Annotated in this window: 18 protein-coding genes; 15 read left to right on the forward strand and 3 right to left on the reverse strand. The window is 45.1% G+C overall.

What is annotated here, in order from left to right; genetic code table 11:
• Positions 1-161: 161 nt before the first annotated feature.
• Complete coding sequence (locus MHI30_RS07605; protein ID WP_075753116.1) at positions 162-1,016, forward strand: DUF1672 family protein; 855 nt, start codon at positions 162-164, stop codon at positions 1,014-1,016.
• A 317-nt stretch (positions 1,017-1,333) separates the two neighbouring features.
• Here the strand turns inward: MHI30_RS07605 and MHI30_RS07610 are convergent, their stop codons facing one another.
• A complete protein-coding gene (locus tag MHI30_RS07610) occupies positions 1,334-1,522 on the reverse strand; it encodes a DUF2187 family protein (protein WP_003181225.1) in 189 nt (62 codons plus the stop codon).
• Positions 1,523-1,688: 166 nt separating this feature from the next.
• Between MHI30_RS07610 and MHI30_RS07615 the strand changes: the two genes are divergently transcribed.
• The 6 genes from MHI30_RS07615 to MHI30_RS07640 all read left to right on the forward strand — a co-directional run bounded on the left by MHI30_RS07615 (position 1,689) and on the right by MHI30_RS07640 (position 8,256).
• The gene (locus MHI30_RS07615) at positions 1,689-1,883 is read left to right on the forward strand and encodes a hypothetical protein (RefSeq protein WP_075753114.1); all 195 of its coding nucleotides are present in this window, start codon (positions 1,689-1,691) and stop codon (positions 1,881-1,883) included.
• 229 nt (positions 1,884-2,112) lie between these two features.
• Positions 2,113-2,721, forward strand: coding sequence for a cell wall hydrolase (locus MHI30_RS07620; protein ID WP_075753112.1), 609 nt, complete (start codon positions 2,113-2,115; stop codon positions 2,719-2,721).
• A 180-nt stretch (positions 2,722-2,901) separates the two neighbouring features.
• Entirely contained in the window at positions 2,902-4,242 is a 1,341-nt protein-coding gene (locus MHI30_RS07625) for a polysaccharide biosynthesis protein (protein WP_075753111.1), read from the forward strand.
• 63 nt (positions 4,243-4,305) lie between these two features.
• Positions 4,306-4,797, forward strand: coding sequence for an endospore biogenesis thiol-disulfide oxidoreductase StoA (stoA, locus tag MHI30_RS07630; protein WP_023857302.1), 492 nt, complete (start codon positions 4,306-4,308; stop codon positions 4,795-4,797).
• A gap of 254 nt (positions 4,798-5,051) precedes the next feature.
• On the forward strand, positions 5,052-6,959 hold the full coding sequence (locus MHI30_RS07635; RefSeq protein ID WP_075753110.1) for a heavy metal translocating P-type ATPase: 1,908 nt from the start codon (positions 5,052-5,054) through the stop codon (positions 6,957-6,959).
• Positions 6,960-7,161: 202 nt separating this feature from the next.
• Positions 7,162-8,256 (forward strand): Xaa-Pro peptidase family protein, encoded by a 1,095-nt coding sequence (locus MHI30_RS07640; protein WP_075753109.1) that lies wholly within the window; start codon positions 7,162-7,164, stop codon positions 8,254-8,256.
• 68 nt (positions 8,257-8,324) lie between these two features.
• On the opposite strand, the gene MHI30_RS07645 is transcribed toward MHI30_RS07640, so the two are convergent.
• Positions 8,325-8,459: a hypothetical protein gene (locus MHI30_RS07645; RefSeq protein ID WP_003181237.1), complete on the reverse strand. Its 135-nt coding sequence runs from the start codon at positions 8,457-8,459 to the stop codon at positions 8,325-8,327.
• A 478-nt stretch (positions 8,460-8,937) separates the two neighbouring features.
• Here MHI30_RS07645 and MHI30_RS07650 point away from each other — a divergent pair, with 478 nt between their 5' ends.
• The 8 genes from MHI30_RS07650 (at position 8,938) to splB (ending at position 17,683) form a co-directional block, all read left to right on the forward strand.
• Complete coding sequence (locus MHI30_RS07650) at positions 8,938-9,663, forward strand: NPP1 family protein (protein WP_075753108.1); 726 nt, start codon at positions 8,938-8,940, stop codon at positions 9,661-9,663.
• A 210-nt stretch (positions 9,664-9,873) separates the two neighbouring features.
• Positions 9,874-10,845, forward strand: coding sequence for a LacI family DNA-binding transcriptional regulator (locus MHI30_RS07655; protein WP_075753107.1), 972 nt, complete (start codon positions 9,874-9,876; stop codon positions 10,843-10,845).
• A 132-nt stretch (positions 10,846-10,977) separates the two neighbouring features.
• Positions 10,978-11,823, forward strand: a complete 846-nt coding sequence (locus MHI30_RS07660; RefSeq protein ID WP_003181243.1) for a transcription antiterminator — start codon at positions 10,978-10,980, stop codon at positions 11,821-11,823.
• Positions 11,824-12,045: 222 nt separating this feature from the next.
• The gene (ptsG, locus tag MHI30_RS07665) at positions 12,046-14,142 is read left to right on the forward strand and encodes a glucose-specific PTS transporter subunit IIBC (RefSeq protein ID WP_075753106.1); all 2,097 of its coding nucleotides are present in this window, start codon (positions 12,046-12,048) and stop codon (positions 14,140-14,142) included.
• 100 nt (positions 14,143-14,242) lie between these two features.
• Positions 14,243-14,509 (forward strand): phosphocarrier protein HPr, encoded by a 267-nt coding sequence (locus tag MHI30_RS07670; RefSeq protein ID WP_003181247.1) that lies wholly within the window; start codon positions 14,243-14,245, stop codon positions 14,507-14,509.
• On the forward strand, positions 14,509-16,227 hold the full coding sequence (ptsP, locus tag MHI30_RS07675; protein ID WP_075753105.1) for a phosphoenolpyruvate--protein phosphotransferase: 1,719 nt from the start codon (positions 14,509-14,511) through the stop codon (positions 16,225-16,227). Before MHI30_RS07670 ends, ptsP begins: the two co-directional genes overlap by 1 nt.
• Before the next feature lie 120 nt (positions 16,228-16,347).
• Entirely contained in the window at positions 16,348-16,581 is a 234-nt protein-coding gene (locus MHI30_RS07680) for a transcriptional regulator SplA domain-containing protein (protein ID WP_075753104.1), read from the forward strand.
• Between the two features lie 73 nt (positions 16,582-16,654).
• The gene (splB, locus tag MHI30_RS07685; RefSeq protein WP_075753103.1) at positions 16,655-17,683 is read left to right on the forward strand and encodes a spore photoproduct lyase; all 1,029 of its coding nucleotides are present in this window, start codon (positions 16,655-16,657) and stop codon (positions 17,681-17,683) included.
• Between the two features lie 7 nt (positions 17,684-17,690).
• Here splB and MHI30_RS07690 read toward each other — a convergent pair whose 3' ends face one another.
• Complete coding sequence (locus MHI30_RS07690; protein ID WP_075753102.1) at positions 17,691-18,383, reverse strand: GNAT family N-acetyltransferase; 693 nt, start codon at positions 18,381-18,383, stop codon at positions 17,691-17,693.
• Positions 18,384-18,447: the final 64 nt, after the last annotated feature.

Here is an 18,447-nt window from a genome sequence, read left to right on the forward strand (position 1 = left end):
TGACACAAAGTTTATTAGTCCCATTGTCTCATTTTTTGTATCGAATACCAAAAATACACTTCATATGATTTATAATAAAGCGGGCCTAAGAATTAGCAAAATGGAACGGGATTCAATAAAAACGTATAAGGTCATTGCAGTATGAACTGGAGGATACATTTTTGAAATATAAAAAAGCAGCAGCACTTGGAATTGGTTTACTTTTATTTATAGGCGGATGTCAGAACAGAGAGGATTCTGAAATTAGCGTCCAAGATTACAAAGGACAAGACTTTCATATTCATAGTAAGGGTTATCAGAAAGAAACCGCTGAGATTGCAGAAGCGCATCGAGATGAAGTTGAAAAAACGGTAAAAGATTATTTCTTGGACCAATATAGAACGAAGGTAAAAATCCATAACATTGTCGGAGGGCACGGATTTGTTACTGTGTATGCCGAATCAGTCGGAAACTTGCATTTCTACACAAACGCAAAAATTAAAATTGATTTGGACAAGAAAAAGGTGCAGACTGACGCGATCAGCTCATCGGAGTTGGACGTGAAAGACTCGATTACAAGCGCGATATACGCATTGGCTTTTGAAGACGAATTTGCCGCGCTAGATTACTATTTAGAGAAGTTGACAGAAGAAGAGCCGGTTGTAGGTAAAACGCAGGCAGCCGTTGATAACACAAGCGGTAAGGGATATCAGACGCCTTATTATGCTGTTTCTTTAAATGCTGATTGGAAGGATGAACTTTATTCAGCCTATTTAGAAAACCCGAAAAGAAGCAAACAAGACTGGCAAGAGAAATTAGAGGATGAAGAAATCACCCCAAAATCATGTGATATCAACATACAGTTATATATGAAAAAAGCACATACAAGGCCAAGCGAACGCATTTATAATCAAGTGGTGCAGGATATTGAAGACATGGAAGAGCTGGCCCCGGGGACTTACAGCATTTACTTGAATGACAATAGAATCGATAAAAACTTAGGATATAATCCAAGAAAAAGCACGCTTGGACGATAATGTTTTCCTATACTGATAATGAGATTGAAAATGTACTGATACGGGTCGGAAAGATAAAGTCATCTATTTTAAAATAATGTTTAAGGAGCCGGGAAGCGGTCGGTATTTCATTTCATTCCGCACGGCCGCCGGCTTTTTCAGCTGTCTAGTTAAAAGTAAGTCGATTACGGCGATTTGCGCAAACTTCTTCGGAACGATGTGGGAACAGAGGAAAAAACCGCCGGAGCCGGGTGGCAGGCGGTTTTTCCTTTTGTAGAAAAACTTGTGGAAATAAAGCTGCGTGGAAATCGTGAAAATTAGCTGTAAAGGGCGGCTGATTAATGCAGGGAATCTTTAATAATTTTATAGTTTTTATGATTGACGACGGTTAAGGAGTCCAGTTCCAAGTCTCTGTAGTTTTCCATAATCGTGACATCGACGATCACAGAGTTTTCGTTTACTTTCTCTACGATTCCGGTGAGTCCGTTTTTAAATTCGATGACGTTCCCGACTTTTGCAATTTTCAAGTGACTTCCTCTCCTTTAAAGTAAATTAACCTATTGAAAGTATTTTGCAATATTTTCTTGGAGAAGTAAAGCGATTTGGGAAGCGGCATCACTATTGTTGTACCTGGTGTGACTTAATGTTATAGTTAATTAGTTAAAGATGATGAGAGAAAAGGGGAGAGAACAGGTGACAGAGCAAAATGCCATCGATCAGATCGAGCAATTAAGGTCAGGGAGCATTCATGAACTCCATGTGAAAAAAGAAGATTTTCTTTCTTTCAGAGCCATCTTAACAAAGCAGGAAGATTTTAAGCATTTTCGCGGCATTGCCCAGCATGGCGGAAATATTATATTTCAATATATGAAAGAGGCAAGAAGCTGAAAAAGGCTTTCTCAGACCGGCTGAGAAAGCTTTTTTTATTTGCGTGAAGCCATATGTTTCTGGAGATTTTGGTGTTTTCTGCATGAAATCGTCCGGCTGTCTGCAATAATGTGACAACCGGACGGTTTGATGGAAGACATGCCAACATTTTGGCAATGAAATCAGCGATTCGTCTTGTTAGTGTAAAACATATGTTTTTTTCGATGAAGATTTGACAAGGAGGAAGGAAATGAAATCGAAATTTGCTGCGCTAGCTGCGTTTTTAATCTGCATGCTGCCGGCAGCAAGAATCGAGCATGCTCAAGCTGTCATGTTGTTCTCGAAAAAAGATAAACAGGAAATGGAACGGCTGATGGAAAGCCTTAAACAAGAAGAAAATCCTGCTTTTCAATTGACAGATGAAAAAAGCTTCGTTGAAGCCGCGTATCTGCCAGCTGAAGAGGAGCAGGAAAAAGAAGAAGTTGAAGAAGAGACGACAGATCTTACACAAAAAGAAAAAGATCTTTTATCAAGGCTTGTACATGCCGAAGCGAAAGGCGAGTCATTTGAAGGAAAAGTGGCTGTCGCCAATGTCGTCCTGAATCGGGTGGAAGACGGCCGATTTCCTGACAGCGTAAAAAGCGTGATCTATCAAAGAAACGCTTTTGAGCCCGTTCTAAACGGCAGCATCGAGAAAAAAGCAGACCGCGAATCAGTTGAAGCTGTGGAAGAAGCGGTAGATCAAAATAAAAAAGAAACAGACGCTTTATTTTTCTATAATCCCGACATCGCTTCTGATGACTGGATTAAAACAAGAAAAGTCGTGAAGCGCATCGGCAAACATGTCTTTGCGATCTAAAAAAGCAGTCAGGGCCATCCGCCTTGGCTGCTTTTTATATGCGATTCTTTCTCACTTTTCACAGCCTAAGAAAAAAATTGTTTTTGATCCTTTATGAAAATCAATTTTCAATGAAAAAGAAAATAATTTTTAGACTTGTCTCATATGATGGGATAAACCCGTGAGACAAGGAGAGACCTCATGAACCGTTTTGTAAAAGGAATCGTTCTTCTTTCGCTAGCTGCTTTTTTTGCAGAATGTCTTGAATTCGTCATCAACATGATTCTTGCACGGGAGCTTGGCGAGCATGGCATGGGGCTCTACATGAGTGTTTTGCCTTCCATTTTTTTAGTTGTGGTGATTGCGAGCCTTGAGCTGCCTGTATCGATATCGAAGTTTATCGCCGAGTCCAGCCCGAAGCTGCACGAAAGCATGCTGAAACATGCATTGCGGATGACTGCGGTCTGCACGGTTTTTTCCACGGCAGCTGCAGTGATCATTCTTCCATTTATTCCAGTTTTTGATTCTTACCACCCTCTGATCAGAGGGCTTGTGATCGGGATGATCCCTACGGTTGCATTTACATCGATCGCGAGAGGCTACTTCATGGGCGTTCAGCAAATGGGTAAAATCGCAACGGCGAATGCCCTGAAAAAAATCTTTCAGCTCATCGGCTTGTTTTTATTTTTTCAATGGTATTCCTTTGAATTGGATACTTCTCTTCTGATCTCATTGTTTGTCCTCGTTGCAAGTGAAGTGGTCGTGTTTGTTTATCTGTTTTCGCAGTTTGTTTTGGTCAGGCGCGCCGCTCAAAAAGGCCAGCAGATCCACCTGCGGAGAAACGATGTTTTAAAGCGCCTGCTCACTGTTTCGATCCCGACGACGGGACTGCGCGTTTTTCACGCTGTGACAAACGCCGTTGAACCTTTTTTGGTGAAGGGGACGCTGCTTGCCGCTGGCGTATCGAGAACATCGGCCATCGACCAGTTCGGCATGCTTTCGGGGGTGGCGATGACAATCGGCTTTTTTCCGGCTTTTATCGCCCATTCACTGATGGTCGTCATGATCCCGAGCATTTCCGAAAGCTACGCTTACGGACAATACGAAAGAGTGATCAAACGGATTAAACAGGCAATCTTCATCACGCTGTTTTACGGCATACCGTCCGTTATGGTAATGTATCACTTTGCAGAGCCGCTGACCCACTTATTTTTCGATTCGGTCAAGGCGTCGTTTTACCTTAAAATGCTGTGGCCGTATTTTTTATTCCACTTTTTTGCGATGCCGTTTCAGGCCTGTTTAATCGGAATGGGGTTGGCCAAAGATGCTTTTTATCATAACGTTTGGGCCAGTGTCTTGTCGTTTTTGATGATGTATGTTCTCGGGTCCATGCAGACTTTGCAGATGACGGGGATCATTCTTGCGATGAATACCGGTATGATTTTGCTGACGGCGCTGCATTATGTGACGATTTGCAAAGAGCTGGGCGTCACGCTTTTGTTGACAAACAAATCCCGCTCTCCGAGAATCGAAAGCCGCTGATTGAACCTCTTCATAGTTTTGGTTTTTGCGGGGAAGCTAATACTAAAAAGAAGGGGAGTTCATATGCGAAGAATCAGTCTTATTTACCCGCTCATCCTGGTGCTTTTTTTCGGAGCCTTCGTATTTCAGCCGCAGGCCTCTGCAAAACATGCTTCTCCTGCAGTCATGCAGATGAACACGGTGGAGGGGCAGCGCGTCGTCATTCCCGCCGAAGGCCAAAAGACGATCGTTCATTTTTGGACGACCTGGTGCCCGCCGTGCCGCGAAGAGCTTCCGCGATTCCAATCCTACTATGAAAGCAAGCAATCCGGAGTAAAGCTCGTGACCGTGAATCTGCTGAATGCCGAAAAAAACGAACAGAAGGTGAAACAGTTTATTAAAGCAAACAAGCTGACATTTCCGATCGTTTTTGACAAAAAGGGCGAAATGATGAAAGCCTACAATGTCATGACGATTCCAACAACATTTTTCTTTAACGAAAAGGGAGAGCTGGAGAAATCGGTTGTCGGACCCATTACTGTGGAACAAATGAAAGAATGGGCAGGGAAAAGCTGAGCCGGGAGTTCAGCTTTTTTTGGAATGTAAATGATAATTACTATCATGAAGAAATTATAATAATTATTATTTGAAAACGTGGAAAGCCGTGCTATAATGAGAAATAGAAAAGGGTGTGTTCAATGGACAAGAAGCAGTCATACCCTTTATATAAATAAAATACTCGATGTTTATGCTGCCGATGAGGCGGCAATTTGTTTTTTAAGAAGGAAATTGACGATGAATTACATTCTCAATTAGGGAGGATATTGGAGATGCAATTAGAGATCGGGAAACAATCGCAGCAGAACCGTCACACGTTTCACTTTGAAAATTGGAGGCAGCACGGGGAATTGATTGCTGCGCTTTTGTCGGGTTTGTTGATTCTTGCAGGCTGGCTGTTGTCCGGCAATGACACATTGTCCGTTGTTCTGTTTATTTTAGCTTTTTGTATCGGCGGCTTTGCCAAAGCGAAAGAAGGTATACAAGAAACGCTGGCGGAAAAAACGCTGAATGTTGAACTCCTGATGATTTTTGCGGCGGTCGGGTCTGCGCTGATCGGCTACTGGGCTGAAGGGGCCGTGTTAATTTTTATCTTTTCTCTCAGCGGAGCGCTTGAAACGTATACATTAAATAAAAGCAAACGCGATTTGACATCGCTGATGAAATTGGAGCCGGAGGAAGCCGTTTTGCTTGAAGAAGAAAGAACAAGAACCGTGGCGGCGGCCGATCTTCAAGCGGGCGACCTCATTCTTATTAAACCCGGGGAACGCATTGCGGCAGACGGGGAGATCGAATCGGGAAAAACGAGTATCGACGAATCGGCATTAACGGGCGAATCTATCCCCGCGGAAAAAACCCTCGGAGACGCGGTTTTTGCGGGTACGGTCAATTTGAGCGGATCGCTCACCGTCCGGGTCACAAAGACAAATGAAGATTCGTTGTTCAAAAAGATCATTCGGCTCGTTGAGTCTGCACAAAACAGCGTTTCGCCGTCACAGGCGTTTATTGAGCGGTTTGAAAATATTTACGTTAAAGGGGTTTTGCTTGCTGTCGGACTGCTGCTCTTTCTGCCGCATTTTCTGCTTGGCTGGAGCTGGAGCGAGACATTTTACAGAGCGATGGTGTTCATGGTCGTCGCTTCGCCGTGTGCCCTTGTCGCTTCGATCATGCCTGCCGCGCTGTCTTTGATCTCGAATGGCGCAAGAAACGGCCTGCTTGTTAAAGGCAGCGTCTTCCTTGAAAAGCTCGGCAACAGCAAAATTGTTGCATTGGATAAAACGGGAACGATTACGAACGGAAAGCCCGGCGTGGAGGATATGCTTTTAGCTGCTGATATCGAGGAGCGCGAATGCTTGGAGGCTGCTGCTGCGATTGAGAAGCAGTCAGGCCATCCGCTTGCCAAAGCGATTGTCGAGTATGCAGAAGCAAAAGGCATCGAGCCTGCCGCGAATGTGTCGATCGAGGAGACGTCAGGGTTTGGCGTTCAGGCTCGATACAATGGAGAGACATGGCTGATCGGCAAAGCCGGATTTGTCGGGGAAGAGGCAGCCGGGCAATTTCTCACGGCGGCTGTTCAGGAGCTTGCCAAGCAGGGAAAATCAATTGTGTTCGTGAAAAAAGGCGAAAAAATCGCGGGGTGCTTTGCATTAAAAGACCAAATCAGACCGGAAGCTAAAGCGGTGATCGAAGAGCTGAATGCGCTTGGTGTTCAGACGGCGATGCTGACCGGGGACCAGCCTGAAACCGCAGCGGCCATCGCACGAGAAGCGGGCTTGAAAATCGTCGTTTCAGAATGCCTTCCTGACAGAAAAGTAGAGGAAGCACGAAAGCTGAAAAAAACATACGGAACAATCGTTATGGTGGGAGACGGAATCAATGATGCACCGGCCCTTGCCGCCGCTGATGTGGGGATCGCAATGGGGGGAGGCACAGATGTCGCACTGGAAACAGCAGATGTCGTTTTAATGAAAAACGAATTGACAGGACTGACCAAAATGATCCGGCTTTCCCGGAAAATGAATATGATCATTAAACAAAACGTGATTTTCTCTCTTTGTGTGATCTGTCTTTTAATCTGCAGCAACTTTCTTCAAATTCTTGATCTGCCGCTCGGTGTCATCGGACATGAAGGCAGCACGCTGCTTGTTATTTTAAACGGTCTCAGGCTGCTGAAATCCTAAACAAAGAAACGGCTGCATGCTAACGGCAGCCGTTTTTCACATCAGAGGGCTGTTTGAGGAAGAGGCGGCAATAATAGAAGCGGGTGGCATCCCAACGATACATAAGGTGTGAGCAAGAGACGGGAAAAACTGATACAATGGATGTGATGCTTTTACATGTTAAATGTATGGTACGGAAACTGTCTCAAGGAGTGAAAAGAGCATGGAAAGAATTGAACAAATCTCTTCCTGGCTGAAAGAAAAAAACATATCTTCGGCTTTTATTCATTCAAAAGAAAACGTATTTTATCTTACCGGCTTTTATACAGAACCGCACGAACGGCTGATGGGCGTTTTTATTTTTCAAGATGAAGAGCCGTTTTTTGTTTGTCCGCAAATGGAGGCCGGTCAGGCGAGAGCAGCCGGCTGGGCGTATGAGATCATCGGATACGGGGATCATCAAAACCCTTGGGAACTCATATCCTCAGCGCTTCAAAAGCGAAACGGCCAATGTTCAAAAGTGGCGGTTGAAAAAGAAACGCTTGCTCTTTCGCGCGCCGAAATGCTGCAGGCGGTCACAAACGGTGCGGAGCTTGTCTCTGCAGAAGAAAGGCTGAACCAAATCCGCGTCATCAAAGACGAAAAAGAAATCAGCATCCTCCGTGAAGCGGCCAAGCTTGCCGACTACGGAGTCGAAGCAGGAGCCGCCGCATTAAAAGAGGGGATAGCGGAAATCGATGTCGTCGCTAAAATCGAGTATGAGCTGAAGAAAAAAGGAGTCCAGGGGATGTCGTTTTCCACAATGGTCCTTTTCGGAGAAAAGTCAGGACAGCCGCACGGAAACCCGGGCAGCCGCACGCTTAAGCCGGGTGATTTCGTCCTCTTTGATTTAGGCGTGATCATTGACGGATACTGCTCTGATATTACAAGAACGCTCGTGTATCAAAATGTGAGTGAAAAACAAAAAGAAATATATGATACGGTGCTTCAGGCCGAAACAGAGGCGCTTAAGATGAGCAAACCCGGCGTCAGAATCGGCGATCTTGATTTAAAAGCGCGCGGCATCATCGAAAAAGCGGGCTATGGCGATTACTTTCCTCACCGTCTCGGGCACGGGCTCGGGATTTCGCCTCATGAATACCCGTCCATGAGCCAGAACAATGACGAGCTATTAAAACAAGGTATGGTATACACGATTGAACCCGGCATCTATGTGCCGGAAATCGGAGGGGTGCGCATCGAGGATGATGTACTTGTCACTGCCGATGGAGCAGAAGCGCTGACAAAGTATCCAAAAGAGCTGACTGTCATTTCATAAAAAACGGAACCCGCGCCCGCGCGGGTTCTTTTTTATGCTGACGTGAATCGTTTGTCTTATTACCCGCATCAATCCTTTGAAATGAAAAAATCATCAAAGGAACGGAATGGTTTGATCTCGTGTTTTTCTTTGAGCGGTTTCATCGCTGCTTTTGAAGACAGTACGATAACGATACATAATAGAATCAGAATGAAGATACCCATTTTTCTTCCCCTTTCTGGAATGAAAACGTGTTCAGCACCGGTGCTGCCTTCATTCTAAATTATGAAACGCTTTCCATATCAAGCCCTAAATTAATAAAGAAAACCCTGATGTCAGGGTTTTTAGGAATTTTGCCGGGCCGCTTAATATGATTGACGCTGAAAAAGTCCTGTGATGATCGTTTGATGAATGAATCTACAGCGCCTTTTTGTTTTTATTATGGTGATTTAGATTGATCAAAAGATAATCGGATTGCATCATTATTCTCATGTGAAAAATTTGTATACTAAGCTCAGAAGAAGGGAGGGATTAAATGGGAAAAGCGCTGACAAATTAAATCTGCCGCAGACAATATCTTTTCATCTCTCACTCAGATATTTCAGTCCCCGCAATGATTGCGGATTCACCCCCACACAAATAAGAATTAAGACTTTTCTAATGATTTGAAGTCCATTACCAATGAAAGGAAGCTAGCAAAGAGTGAAAACATTAGGATATGTACTGTTTTTGTCGATATTTGCTTTTGTCAGTATCGTACCGGCAGCTGACGCGAAAGTGATTGATCATGACAAAGTGCAAGGCTTCAGTGAAGTAACCCCTGTGACGGTTTCTCAAAAAGCGGCCAAACGTTTTCAGCCTTATTTAAAGGTCGCAAGCGGCTGCGTGCCTTTTCCCGCAGTTGACGCACAAGGCAATACAAGCGGAGGCCTGGAGCCTACCGGAGCGCCCGAAGGACACTGCAGCAAAAGCGTAGGACAAGTGTACTCCCGCTCTGCATGGTACAATGGAGTATGGGCGATTATGTACGCATGGTATTTTCCTAAAGATTCACCTCTGCCTTTTAAAGCATTCGGCCATCGACATGATTGGGAAGGAATCGTCGTATGGATCGATAATCCGGCAAATCAAAATCCAAAAGTGCTTTCTATCGCTTATTCTCAACACGGTAAATTTCAAAAAACAGCTCCAAACAACAAGATTATGGAAGGCGATCATCCGAAGATCCGCTATGATGCTCCGCAACCACCGATCAACCACAGCTTATATGTGGACAGCGCAAAGGGTGGAACCCAGCCTCTCATCGGATGGGAAGATTTGACGCCTGCCGCAAGAAACGCATTGAACACTACGGATTTCGGAAGTGCAAACGTTCTTTTCAATGATCACAATTTCACGAATAACCTTAGAAAAGCATGGTTTAGATAAAAATATTTCGTGTATCGGCTGATTGTGAAATATTTTCATATCAGCCGGTTTTTTCTCCGTACATCTTCTTCACTGTTTTCTTCATATTTATAGAACCCCGAAAAAAATCCCGAAAACGATCAAAATCCGCGGCTCCAAGCGATATAATTTCTTTATGACGCGAAATGATCCGGCATGTATGAAAAGATTTGAAAGAAAGAAGGGAAACGAATGGCAAATATCAGGGAAATAGCTGAAGCCGCAGGGGTTTCCATCACGACTGTTTCAAGGGTTCTCAACGGCCACCCGTATGTCAAAGAAGAAAAACGCCAAAAAGTTCTTGAGACGATTGAACGGCTCGAATATGCAAGGAATATGCATGCCGTTCATTTATCCAAAGGCTTTTCAAATATGATAGGTGTTGTGCTGCCGACCATCGGCCTCCCTTATTTCGGCGATCTGCTGGAAGGAATCGCTGAAGAAGCTGCGAAGGAAGGCGTTCACTTTTCGCTTTATCAAACAAATTATCAATTGGAAAAAGAAGTTTTTGCATTGGAGCAGCTGAAACAAAGACAGGTGGACGGCCTGATTTTCTGTTCAAAAGCGATGTCTGATGAAGCGCTTTTGGACTGGCATGAGACCGGTCCGTTCATCCTATGCCAGGACTCAAGCGAACAGCATTTTTCAACGGTCAGCATTCCGCATAAAGATGCTTTCCGATTAGGACTGGATTTTTTGATTGAAAAGGGGCACACAAAAATTGCCATTGGTTTGGCAAGGAAAAATGGCATGAACAGCCACTTTCGCCTCGAGGCATACAAGGAAGCTTTGGCCGCGATCGGAGAGCCTTACCGGGAAGAATGGGTATTCGAGCGGTCGCTGACGATTACCGACGGGCAAAAGCTGTTCTCTGAATGGCGAGAGATGAAGGAGAAGCCGACAGCTGTATTTATCGCCAACGACCAAGTTTCAGCCGGTATGTTTCTTGAAGCGCAGCGTCATCAGGTGGATATTCCCGGAAGCCTCGCCATTTTAAGCTGTGACAACCAGCCAATCAGTGAAGTGCTGGGCATTTCAACGATCAAAATTAATATAAAGGAAATGGGGAAGCATGCGTTTCGCCTTTTGCGAAAGAGAATCGGCGGTGCCGGCCCGGAAAAACAGACCGTTCCTTACAAGCTGATCAAAAGGGCGACTGTGTAATCAAAACATCAATCATTTTCCAGACAGTGATCAAAATTCGACATTTTTCATCAAAAAGGTCAAAATAAATTGACGCGCTTTCATGAGTTTTGTACGATATGAGAGATTGATGACAAAAAGGAGCTGAGGATCGTGAACAGATCCTTTACCGTTGAAAAGGTACTCAACAACAACGTTTTAATCGCTCTCCATGATGATTACAGAGAAGTTGTCTTGATTGGCAAAGGAATAGGTTTTGGCAAAAAGCGCGGAGATCTTATCGAACATGAGAACTATGAAAAAATGTTTATCCTGGAAAATGATAAGGAACAATCGCAGTATAAGAAGCTCCTCACTTATGTCGATGAAAAAATGGTTGATATCGCCAATGATGTTATTTACCATATCGCGCAAAAAATCGGCCAGCCGCTGAACGAACACATTCATGTCGCGCTGACGGATCATATCGCATTTGCGGTTAAGCGCTTAGAAAAGGGATTTGATATGAAGAATCCGTTTTTGCTTGAGACGGAATCGCTTTATCCGAAGGAATACGAAGTCGCCAAAGAAGCCGTCGATATGATAAATGAAAAATCCGACATTCAGCTGCCTGAAGGCGAAATCGGGTTTATCGCACTTCATATCCACAGTGCGATGACGAACCGTCCGCTTTCTGAAGTCAATCAGCATTCCCAACTGATCTCCAGGCTTGTCCAGGTCATCGAAGATTCGTTCCAGATGCAGGTCAACAGGGAAAGTGTGAACTATTTGCGGCTGATCAGGCACTTGCGCTTTACGATTGACAGGATTAAACGGGACGAGCCGATTCAGGAGCCGGAAAAATTAATGTTGTTGTTGAAAACGGAATATCCGCTGTGTTACAATACTGCTTGGAAGATGATCAAGATCTTGCAGCAAGCGCTCAAGAAACCGGTTCATGAGGCAGAAGCCGTTTATTTGACATTGCATTTGTACCGTTTAACTAATAAAATTTCATAACGCCTTTATAACGTGTTACTGATTCGATCAGGCATGAGTGAAAAAAGGGAAGAAATGAAGACGCTGTCTTTTGTTTCTTAGTGTACCCGCTTTCACCATGCCTTTTTTGTCGTTCTAAAGGCGAAATGTAAACGGTTTATTTGGATGAAAAAGCAGTCTTTTGAACGAAGTTGTCATGAATTTTTGCTGTAAGGTCAAACTATCCTTAGAGGGGGTTAAAACATGTTTAAATCGCTATTTGGCGTTCTGCAAAAAATTGGACGGGCGCTGATGCTTCCTGTTGCGATCCTGCCGGCTGCAGGGATTCTGCTCGCGCTTGGTAATGCCATGCAAAATCCGCAGATGACAAAAGTCGCACCATTCTTAACGAACAGCACCGTTCAGCTTGTTGCGAAAGTGATGGAAAGTTCAGGTGACGTCGTGTTCACCAACTTGGCGCTCCTTTTCGCAGTCGGGGTTGCCATCGGTTTGGCTAACGGCGACGGTGTTGCCGGAATCGCCGCTATTATCGGATATCTTGTTATGAATGTCACGATGAGTGCAGTGCTTCTTCAAAACGGTTCGATTCCAAGCGACGCAGTTGAAAGAGCACAGTTCTTTACTCAAAACCATCCGGAATACACGACAATGCTCGGCATACCGACATTGGCAACGGGGGTATTCGGGGGTATTATTGTCGGTGTCCTGGCCGCTGCCATGTATAACCGATTCTACACAATCGAGCTTCCGCAGTATTTAGGATTCTTTGCCGGAAAGCGCTTTGTTCCGATCATTACATCGATTTGTGCATTGCTGCTGGGACTTGTCATGCTGTTTATCTGGCCGCCGATCCAAGGCGCACTGAACAGCTTTTCGACAAACTTGCTTGCAGCAAATGAAGCGGTCGCAGCTCTCATATTCGGAATGATTGAGCGGGCTCTGATTCCGTTCGGTCTGCACCATATTTTCTACTCGCCGTTCTGGTATGAGTTCTTCAGCTATACGAACCAGGCGGGAGAAATTGTCCGCGGTGACCAAAGAATTTTCATGGCGCAAATCAAAGACGGCGTCGAATTGACAGCGGGTACATTTATGACCGGTAAGTATCCGTTCATGATGTTCGGTCTTCCTGCGGCAGCGCTCGCTATTTATCATGAAGCAAAACCGCAGAACAAAAAGCTTGTTGCCGGTATTATGGGTTCAGCAGCATTGACATCATTCTTAACAGGGATCACTGAGCCGATCGAATTCTCATTCTTGTTCGTCGCTCCGATTCTGTTTGCGATTCACTGCGTGTTTGCCGGCCTGTCATTCATGATGATGGACATTTTAAATGTTAAGATCGGGATGACATTCTCCGGCGGTTTGATCGACTACTTCCTGTTCGGAATTCTGCCGAACCGTACAGCTTGGTGGCTTGTCATTCCTGTCGGTTTAGTCCTGGCTGTCGTCTACTACTTCGGATTCAGATTTGCCATCCGCAAGTTCAACTTGAAAACGCCTGGACGCGAAGATGCAGCTGCAGAATCCGCTGATGAAGGCAAAGAAGCAGCAGGAGATCTTCCTTATCAAATTCTTGAGGCGATGGGTGACCAAGAAAACATCAAGCACCTTGACGCTTGTATCACAAGACTTCGCGTCACAGTCAACGATCAGAAGAAAGTTGACAAAGAGCGCTTGAAAAAACTCGGCGCATCCGGCGTGCTGGAAGTCGGCAATAACATCCAAGCGATTTTCGGACCAAGATCCGACAATTTAAAATCGCAAATGCAAGACATTATGTCAGGCCGCACGCCACGTCCTGAAAAAGCGCCAAACGCTGCCGAGGAAGTAGAGCAGCAAATCGAAGAAGCCATGGTCGAGCCTCTTCAAAACGAATCAGGTGAAGAAGTATTCGTTTCACCGCTTGCTGGTGAGCTTCATCCGATTACAGATGTTCCGGATCAAGTATTCTCCGGAAAAATGATGGGCGACGGATTCGCGATTCTTCCTGCAGAAGGCACAGTTGTGTCACCTGTAAGAGGGAAAGTGCTGAACGTGTTCCCGACAAAGCATGCGATCGGTCTGCAGTCTGACGGCGGCAGAGAAATTCTGATCCACTTTGGAATCGATACGGTCAGCCTGAAAGGCGAAGGCTTCACTGCATTTGTTTCTGAAGGTGACCGGGTTGAGCCCGGCCAGAAACTGCTTGAAGTCGACATTGAAAAAGTGAAGGACAGCGTACCTTCCCTGATGACGCCGATCGTGTTCACGAACCTTCAAGAAGGCGAAAGCGTGAGCTTGAAGGCAGAAGGCAATGTCAGCCTGACACAGGACGATATCGTCCGCGTTGAAAAATAAATTCACAAAATGGCCGTACTTGTCAGATGACATGTACGGCTGTATGATATAATATTGTGAATGTACTAAAAGCTTTAAATTAAAAGGAGATTGATAAAAAATGGCACAAAAAACGTTTAAAGTAACTGCAGATTCTGGAATCCACGCTCGTCCAGCGACTGTTCTTGTACAAACAGCAAGCAAATATGATGCAGATATCAATTTGGAATATAACGGAAAAACCGTCAACCTTAAATCAATTATGGGTGTTATGTCACTAGGTATTGCCAAAGGTGCTGAAATTACGATTTCTGCTTCCGGCGCTGATGAAAATGATGCTCTTTCCGCACTTGAAGAAACAATGAAAAGCGAAGGTTTAGGCGAATAATGCTTGAACTAAAAGGAATAGGCGCTTCCGCCGGTATTGCGATCGCAAAAGCATATCGGCTTGAGGAGCCTGATCTAACGGTTGAAAAGAAAAACATCTCTGATTCTGATGCGGAAGTAAATCGTTTTGAAGACGCCATCGAGCGTTCTAAAAAAGAGCTTGAAATCATTAAAAACCATGCATTGAAAGAGCTTGGAGAAGATAAAGCGGAAATCTTTTCTGCACATTTGTTAGTATTAAGCGATCCGGAACTGTTAAACCCGATTAAAGACAAAATCAAATCGGACTCCGTCAACGCGGAATTCGCTTTAAAAGAAACGGCCGACATGTTCGTCACAATGTTCGAGTCGATGGATAACGAATATATGAAAGAACGCGCCGCAGACATCCGCGATGTCACCAAGCGTGTTACAGGGCATCTTCTCGGCGTTGAAATTCCGAACCCGAGCCTGATTTCCGAAGAGGTCATCATCGTGGCCGAAGACTTGACACCGTCTGATACAGCGCAACTAAACCGCAACTTTGTTAAAGGGTTTACAACAGATATCGGCGGACGGACGTCCCACTCAGCCATCATGGCGCGCTCGCTTGAAATTCCGGCCGTTGTCGGCACAAAAGCGGCAACAAAAGGCATTCAAAACGGCGTAACAGTGATCGTTGACGGAATCAATGGCGATGTCATCGTTGATCCTGCCCAGGAAACAATCAGCGAATACGAAGAAAAGCATCAAGCCTTCCTGGCGCAAAAAGCCGAATGGGCGAAGCTCGTCAATGAACCGACTGTCACGAATGACGGCCATCATGTGGAACTTGCCGCTAATATCGGTACACCTGATGATGTAAAAGGCGTTCTGGAAAATGGAGGAGAAGCAGTCGGCCTTTACCGAACTGAATTCCTTTACATGGGCAGAGACCAGCTTCCTACTGAAGAGGAGCAATTTGATGCCTATAAAACCGTTCTTGAGCGTATGGAAGGCAAATCAGTTGTCGTTCGTACTCTTGATATCGGCGGAGACAAAGAGCTTCCATATTTAGAACTGCCAAAAGAAATGAACCCTTTCTTAGGATACAGAGCGATCCGTCTTTGCCTTGATGAGCAAGAGATTTTCAGAACGCAGCTTCGTGCGCTGCTTCGGGCAAGTACATATGGAAACTTAAAAATTATGTTCCCTATGATCGCGACTGTAAACGAATTTAAAGAAGCGAAAGCGATTCTTTTAGAAGAAAAAGAAAAGCTGAAAGCTGAAGGTCAACAAGTTTCCGACGACATTGAAGTTGGTATGATGGTTGAAATCCCTTCAACAGCGGTGATCGCTGATCAATTCGCTAAAGAAGTCGATTTCTTCAGCATCGGAACGAATGACCTGATTCAATATACGATGGCTGCTGACCGGATGAATGAGCGGGTATCTTACCTTTACCAGCCGTACAATCCTGCGATTCTCCGCCTGATCACGCTTGTCATTGAAGCGGCTCATAAAGAAGGAAAATGGGTCGGCATGTGCGGCGAAATGGCGGGAGATGAAATTGCGATCCCGATCCTGCTGGGTCTTGGACTGGACGAGTTCTCAATGAGCGCGACGTCAATCCTGCCGGCAAGAACGCAAATCAGCAAGCTTTCTAAAAAAGAGACGGAATCGTTCAAAGAGCAAATTCTGTCCATGAGCACAACAGAAGAGGTTGTACAATTCGTAAAAGAAACCTTCAATATGGCATAAGCGATTGAAAATCCGGACCGGCATAACCAATGCCCGTCCGGGTTTTTTTGTTGACCTGAATGATCTCGGCTGCGGCGGAAATAATACATGTGACCAATTGTTAGAAAGGGGGATCTTGATATGCCCAGGCAGCCATTCAAACCGGGTGATGAGGTCTATGTTATTTACCGGAACCCGCATGCCGCCAATGTCGCGCATATAAAGGAAGCTGAAGTCGTTGATCACCCGCTTCACGAAGGTGAACTGGCATTGTTTATGTATGATACATATCACGCCTTTGCCGAAGATGATGCCGTTTGTTCTTCATATGAAGAGGCGGAACGGCTTTACCGTGAATTATTTGACGGGATATGAAGATCTTACCGGTATACCGCATCCTCTAATTGCAAAAAGTAACGGAAATAAGCAAAGGATGTGTCTGTTTCCAATGGTAAAACCGTTTGTTCCCCAGCTCGTCTATATTGAACCGAGAGCGCTGGAATATCCGCTGGGGAAAGAGCTGAGGGATAAATTTTCAAACATGGGGCTTGAGATCAGGGAAACGACTTCACACAACCAGGTAAGGAATATCCCGGGGGAAGGCCACCTGCAAAAATACAGAAATGCGAAATCCACTTTGGTCATCGGCGTCAGAAAAACATTGAAATTCGATTCGTCAAAACCGTCCGCAGAATACGCGATTCCGTTTGCAACAGGGTGTATGGGTCACTGCCATTACTGCTACCTGCAGACGACAATGGGCAGCAAGCCGTATATCAGAACGTACGTCAATGTGGAGGAAATACTTGAACAGGCGGATCAGTATATGAAAGAACGCGCTCCCGAGGATACGCGGTTTGAAGCTTCTTGCACATCTGATATTGTCGGGATTGACCATTTGACACACACATTAAAACGTGCAATTGAGCATTTCGGTCAATCCGAGCACGGTAAACTGCGTTTCGTGACAAAATTCCATCATGTCGACCATTTGCTTGATGCCAAGCACAACGGAAAAACGCGTTTCCGCTTCAGCGTGAATGCCGATTATGTCATCAAAAGTTTTGAACCCGGCACATCCCCTTTGGATAAACGGATCGAAGCCGCCGTGAAAGTCGCGGAAGCAGGCTATCCGCTCGGTTTTATCATCGCTCCGATTTATATTCATGACGGCTGGCAGGATGGCTACAGAGTGCTCCTCGAAAAGCTCGATCGTGCGCTGCCGCAGCATACGAGGCGCGACATTACCTTTGAAATGATCCAGCATAGATTCACGAAACCGGCAAAAAGAGTCATTGAAAAAAACTATCCAAAGACAAAGCTCGAACTGGATGAAGAAAAACGGCGCTATAAATGGGGCAGATACGGAATTGGCAAATATATATACCAGAAAGATGAAGAAGCAGAGCTTCGCAGCGCCCTTGAAACGTATATTGATAACTATTTTCCCGAAGCAAAAATCGAATATTTCACATAACAGAGCTTTAGTTGGAAAAGCTCTGTTTTTTGTTTTGAGATGTTAGAAAAGGGTTTTTCCACTCCATTAAGACCGCATAATGAAGCGATTCCTCATCTTCAATGTAGCCGGGAATCACGCAAACCGGCGATCGGCCGCACTGAAGCAGGAATGAGAGTACGGGATCGCGCTTTTCCCCGTCCAATACAGCTTGAACATACTGTTCGGGCGTCATTTCTTCAGCCGACTTGTGATAATGGGGAATCCGTCCGCCGCCAATGAGCCGCTTGAGCCCTTTAAAGACCGTCAGTTCATACATGGACTGCATCAGCCGCTTTCCGATGCCGAGTTTTCGATAGTGCGGGGACACGGAAATATCGACGACATAAAGGGAGTTTCCATCGTTTTGATGTGTGCCGATATACCCGTTGTCCGTCACTTCGTCCCAGCTGTGGTGAGGATGATGCGGATCAAAATTAGTCATGAGCGCCGTCATCGAACCGATGATTCGGCCTTCGGAAACCGCGCAAAGCGCACCATCGGCAAATCGTTCAATATGGGAATAGAGCTGCTTTTCATTCCACAAAAGGTCTTCCGGAAACGGAGGCGGAAAGCATTCTCTTTGGAGTGCAATCAAATCGGGAATATCTTTGTTGCTGTAATTGCGGATGTCCACCTGCTGATAAGAAGTGCCGTTATCGACGTAAAACTGTTTATAGATCGCCCATCACTCCTTTTGATATTTCCTTCATTATACCGTTATTTTAGCAGGCTATCTTAATTTT

The organism is Bacillus sp. FSL L8-0528 (genome assembly GCF_038593085.1).
Taxonomy (GTDB): Bacteria; Bacillota; Bacilli; order Bacillales; family Bacillaceae; genus Bacillus; species Bacillus paralicheniformis.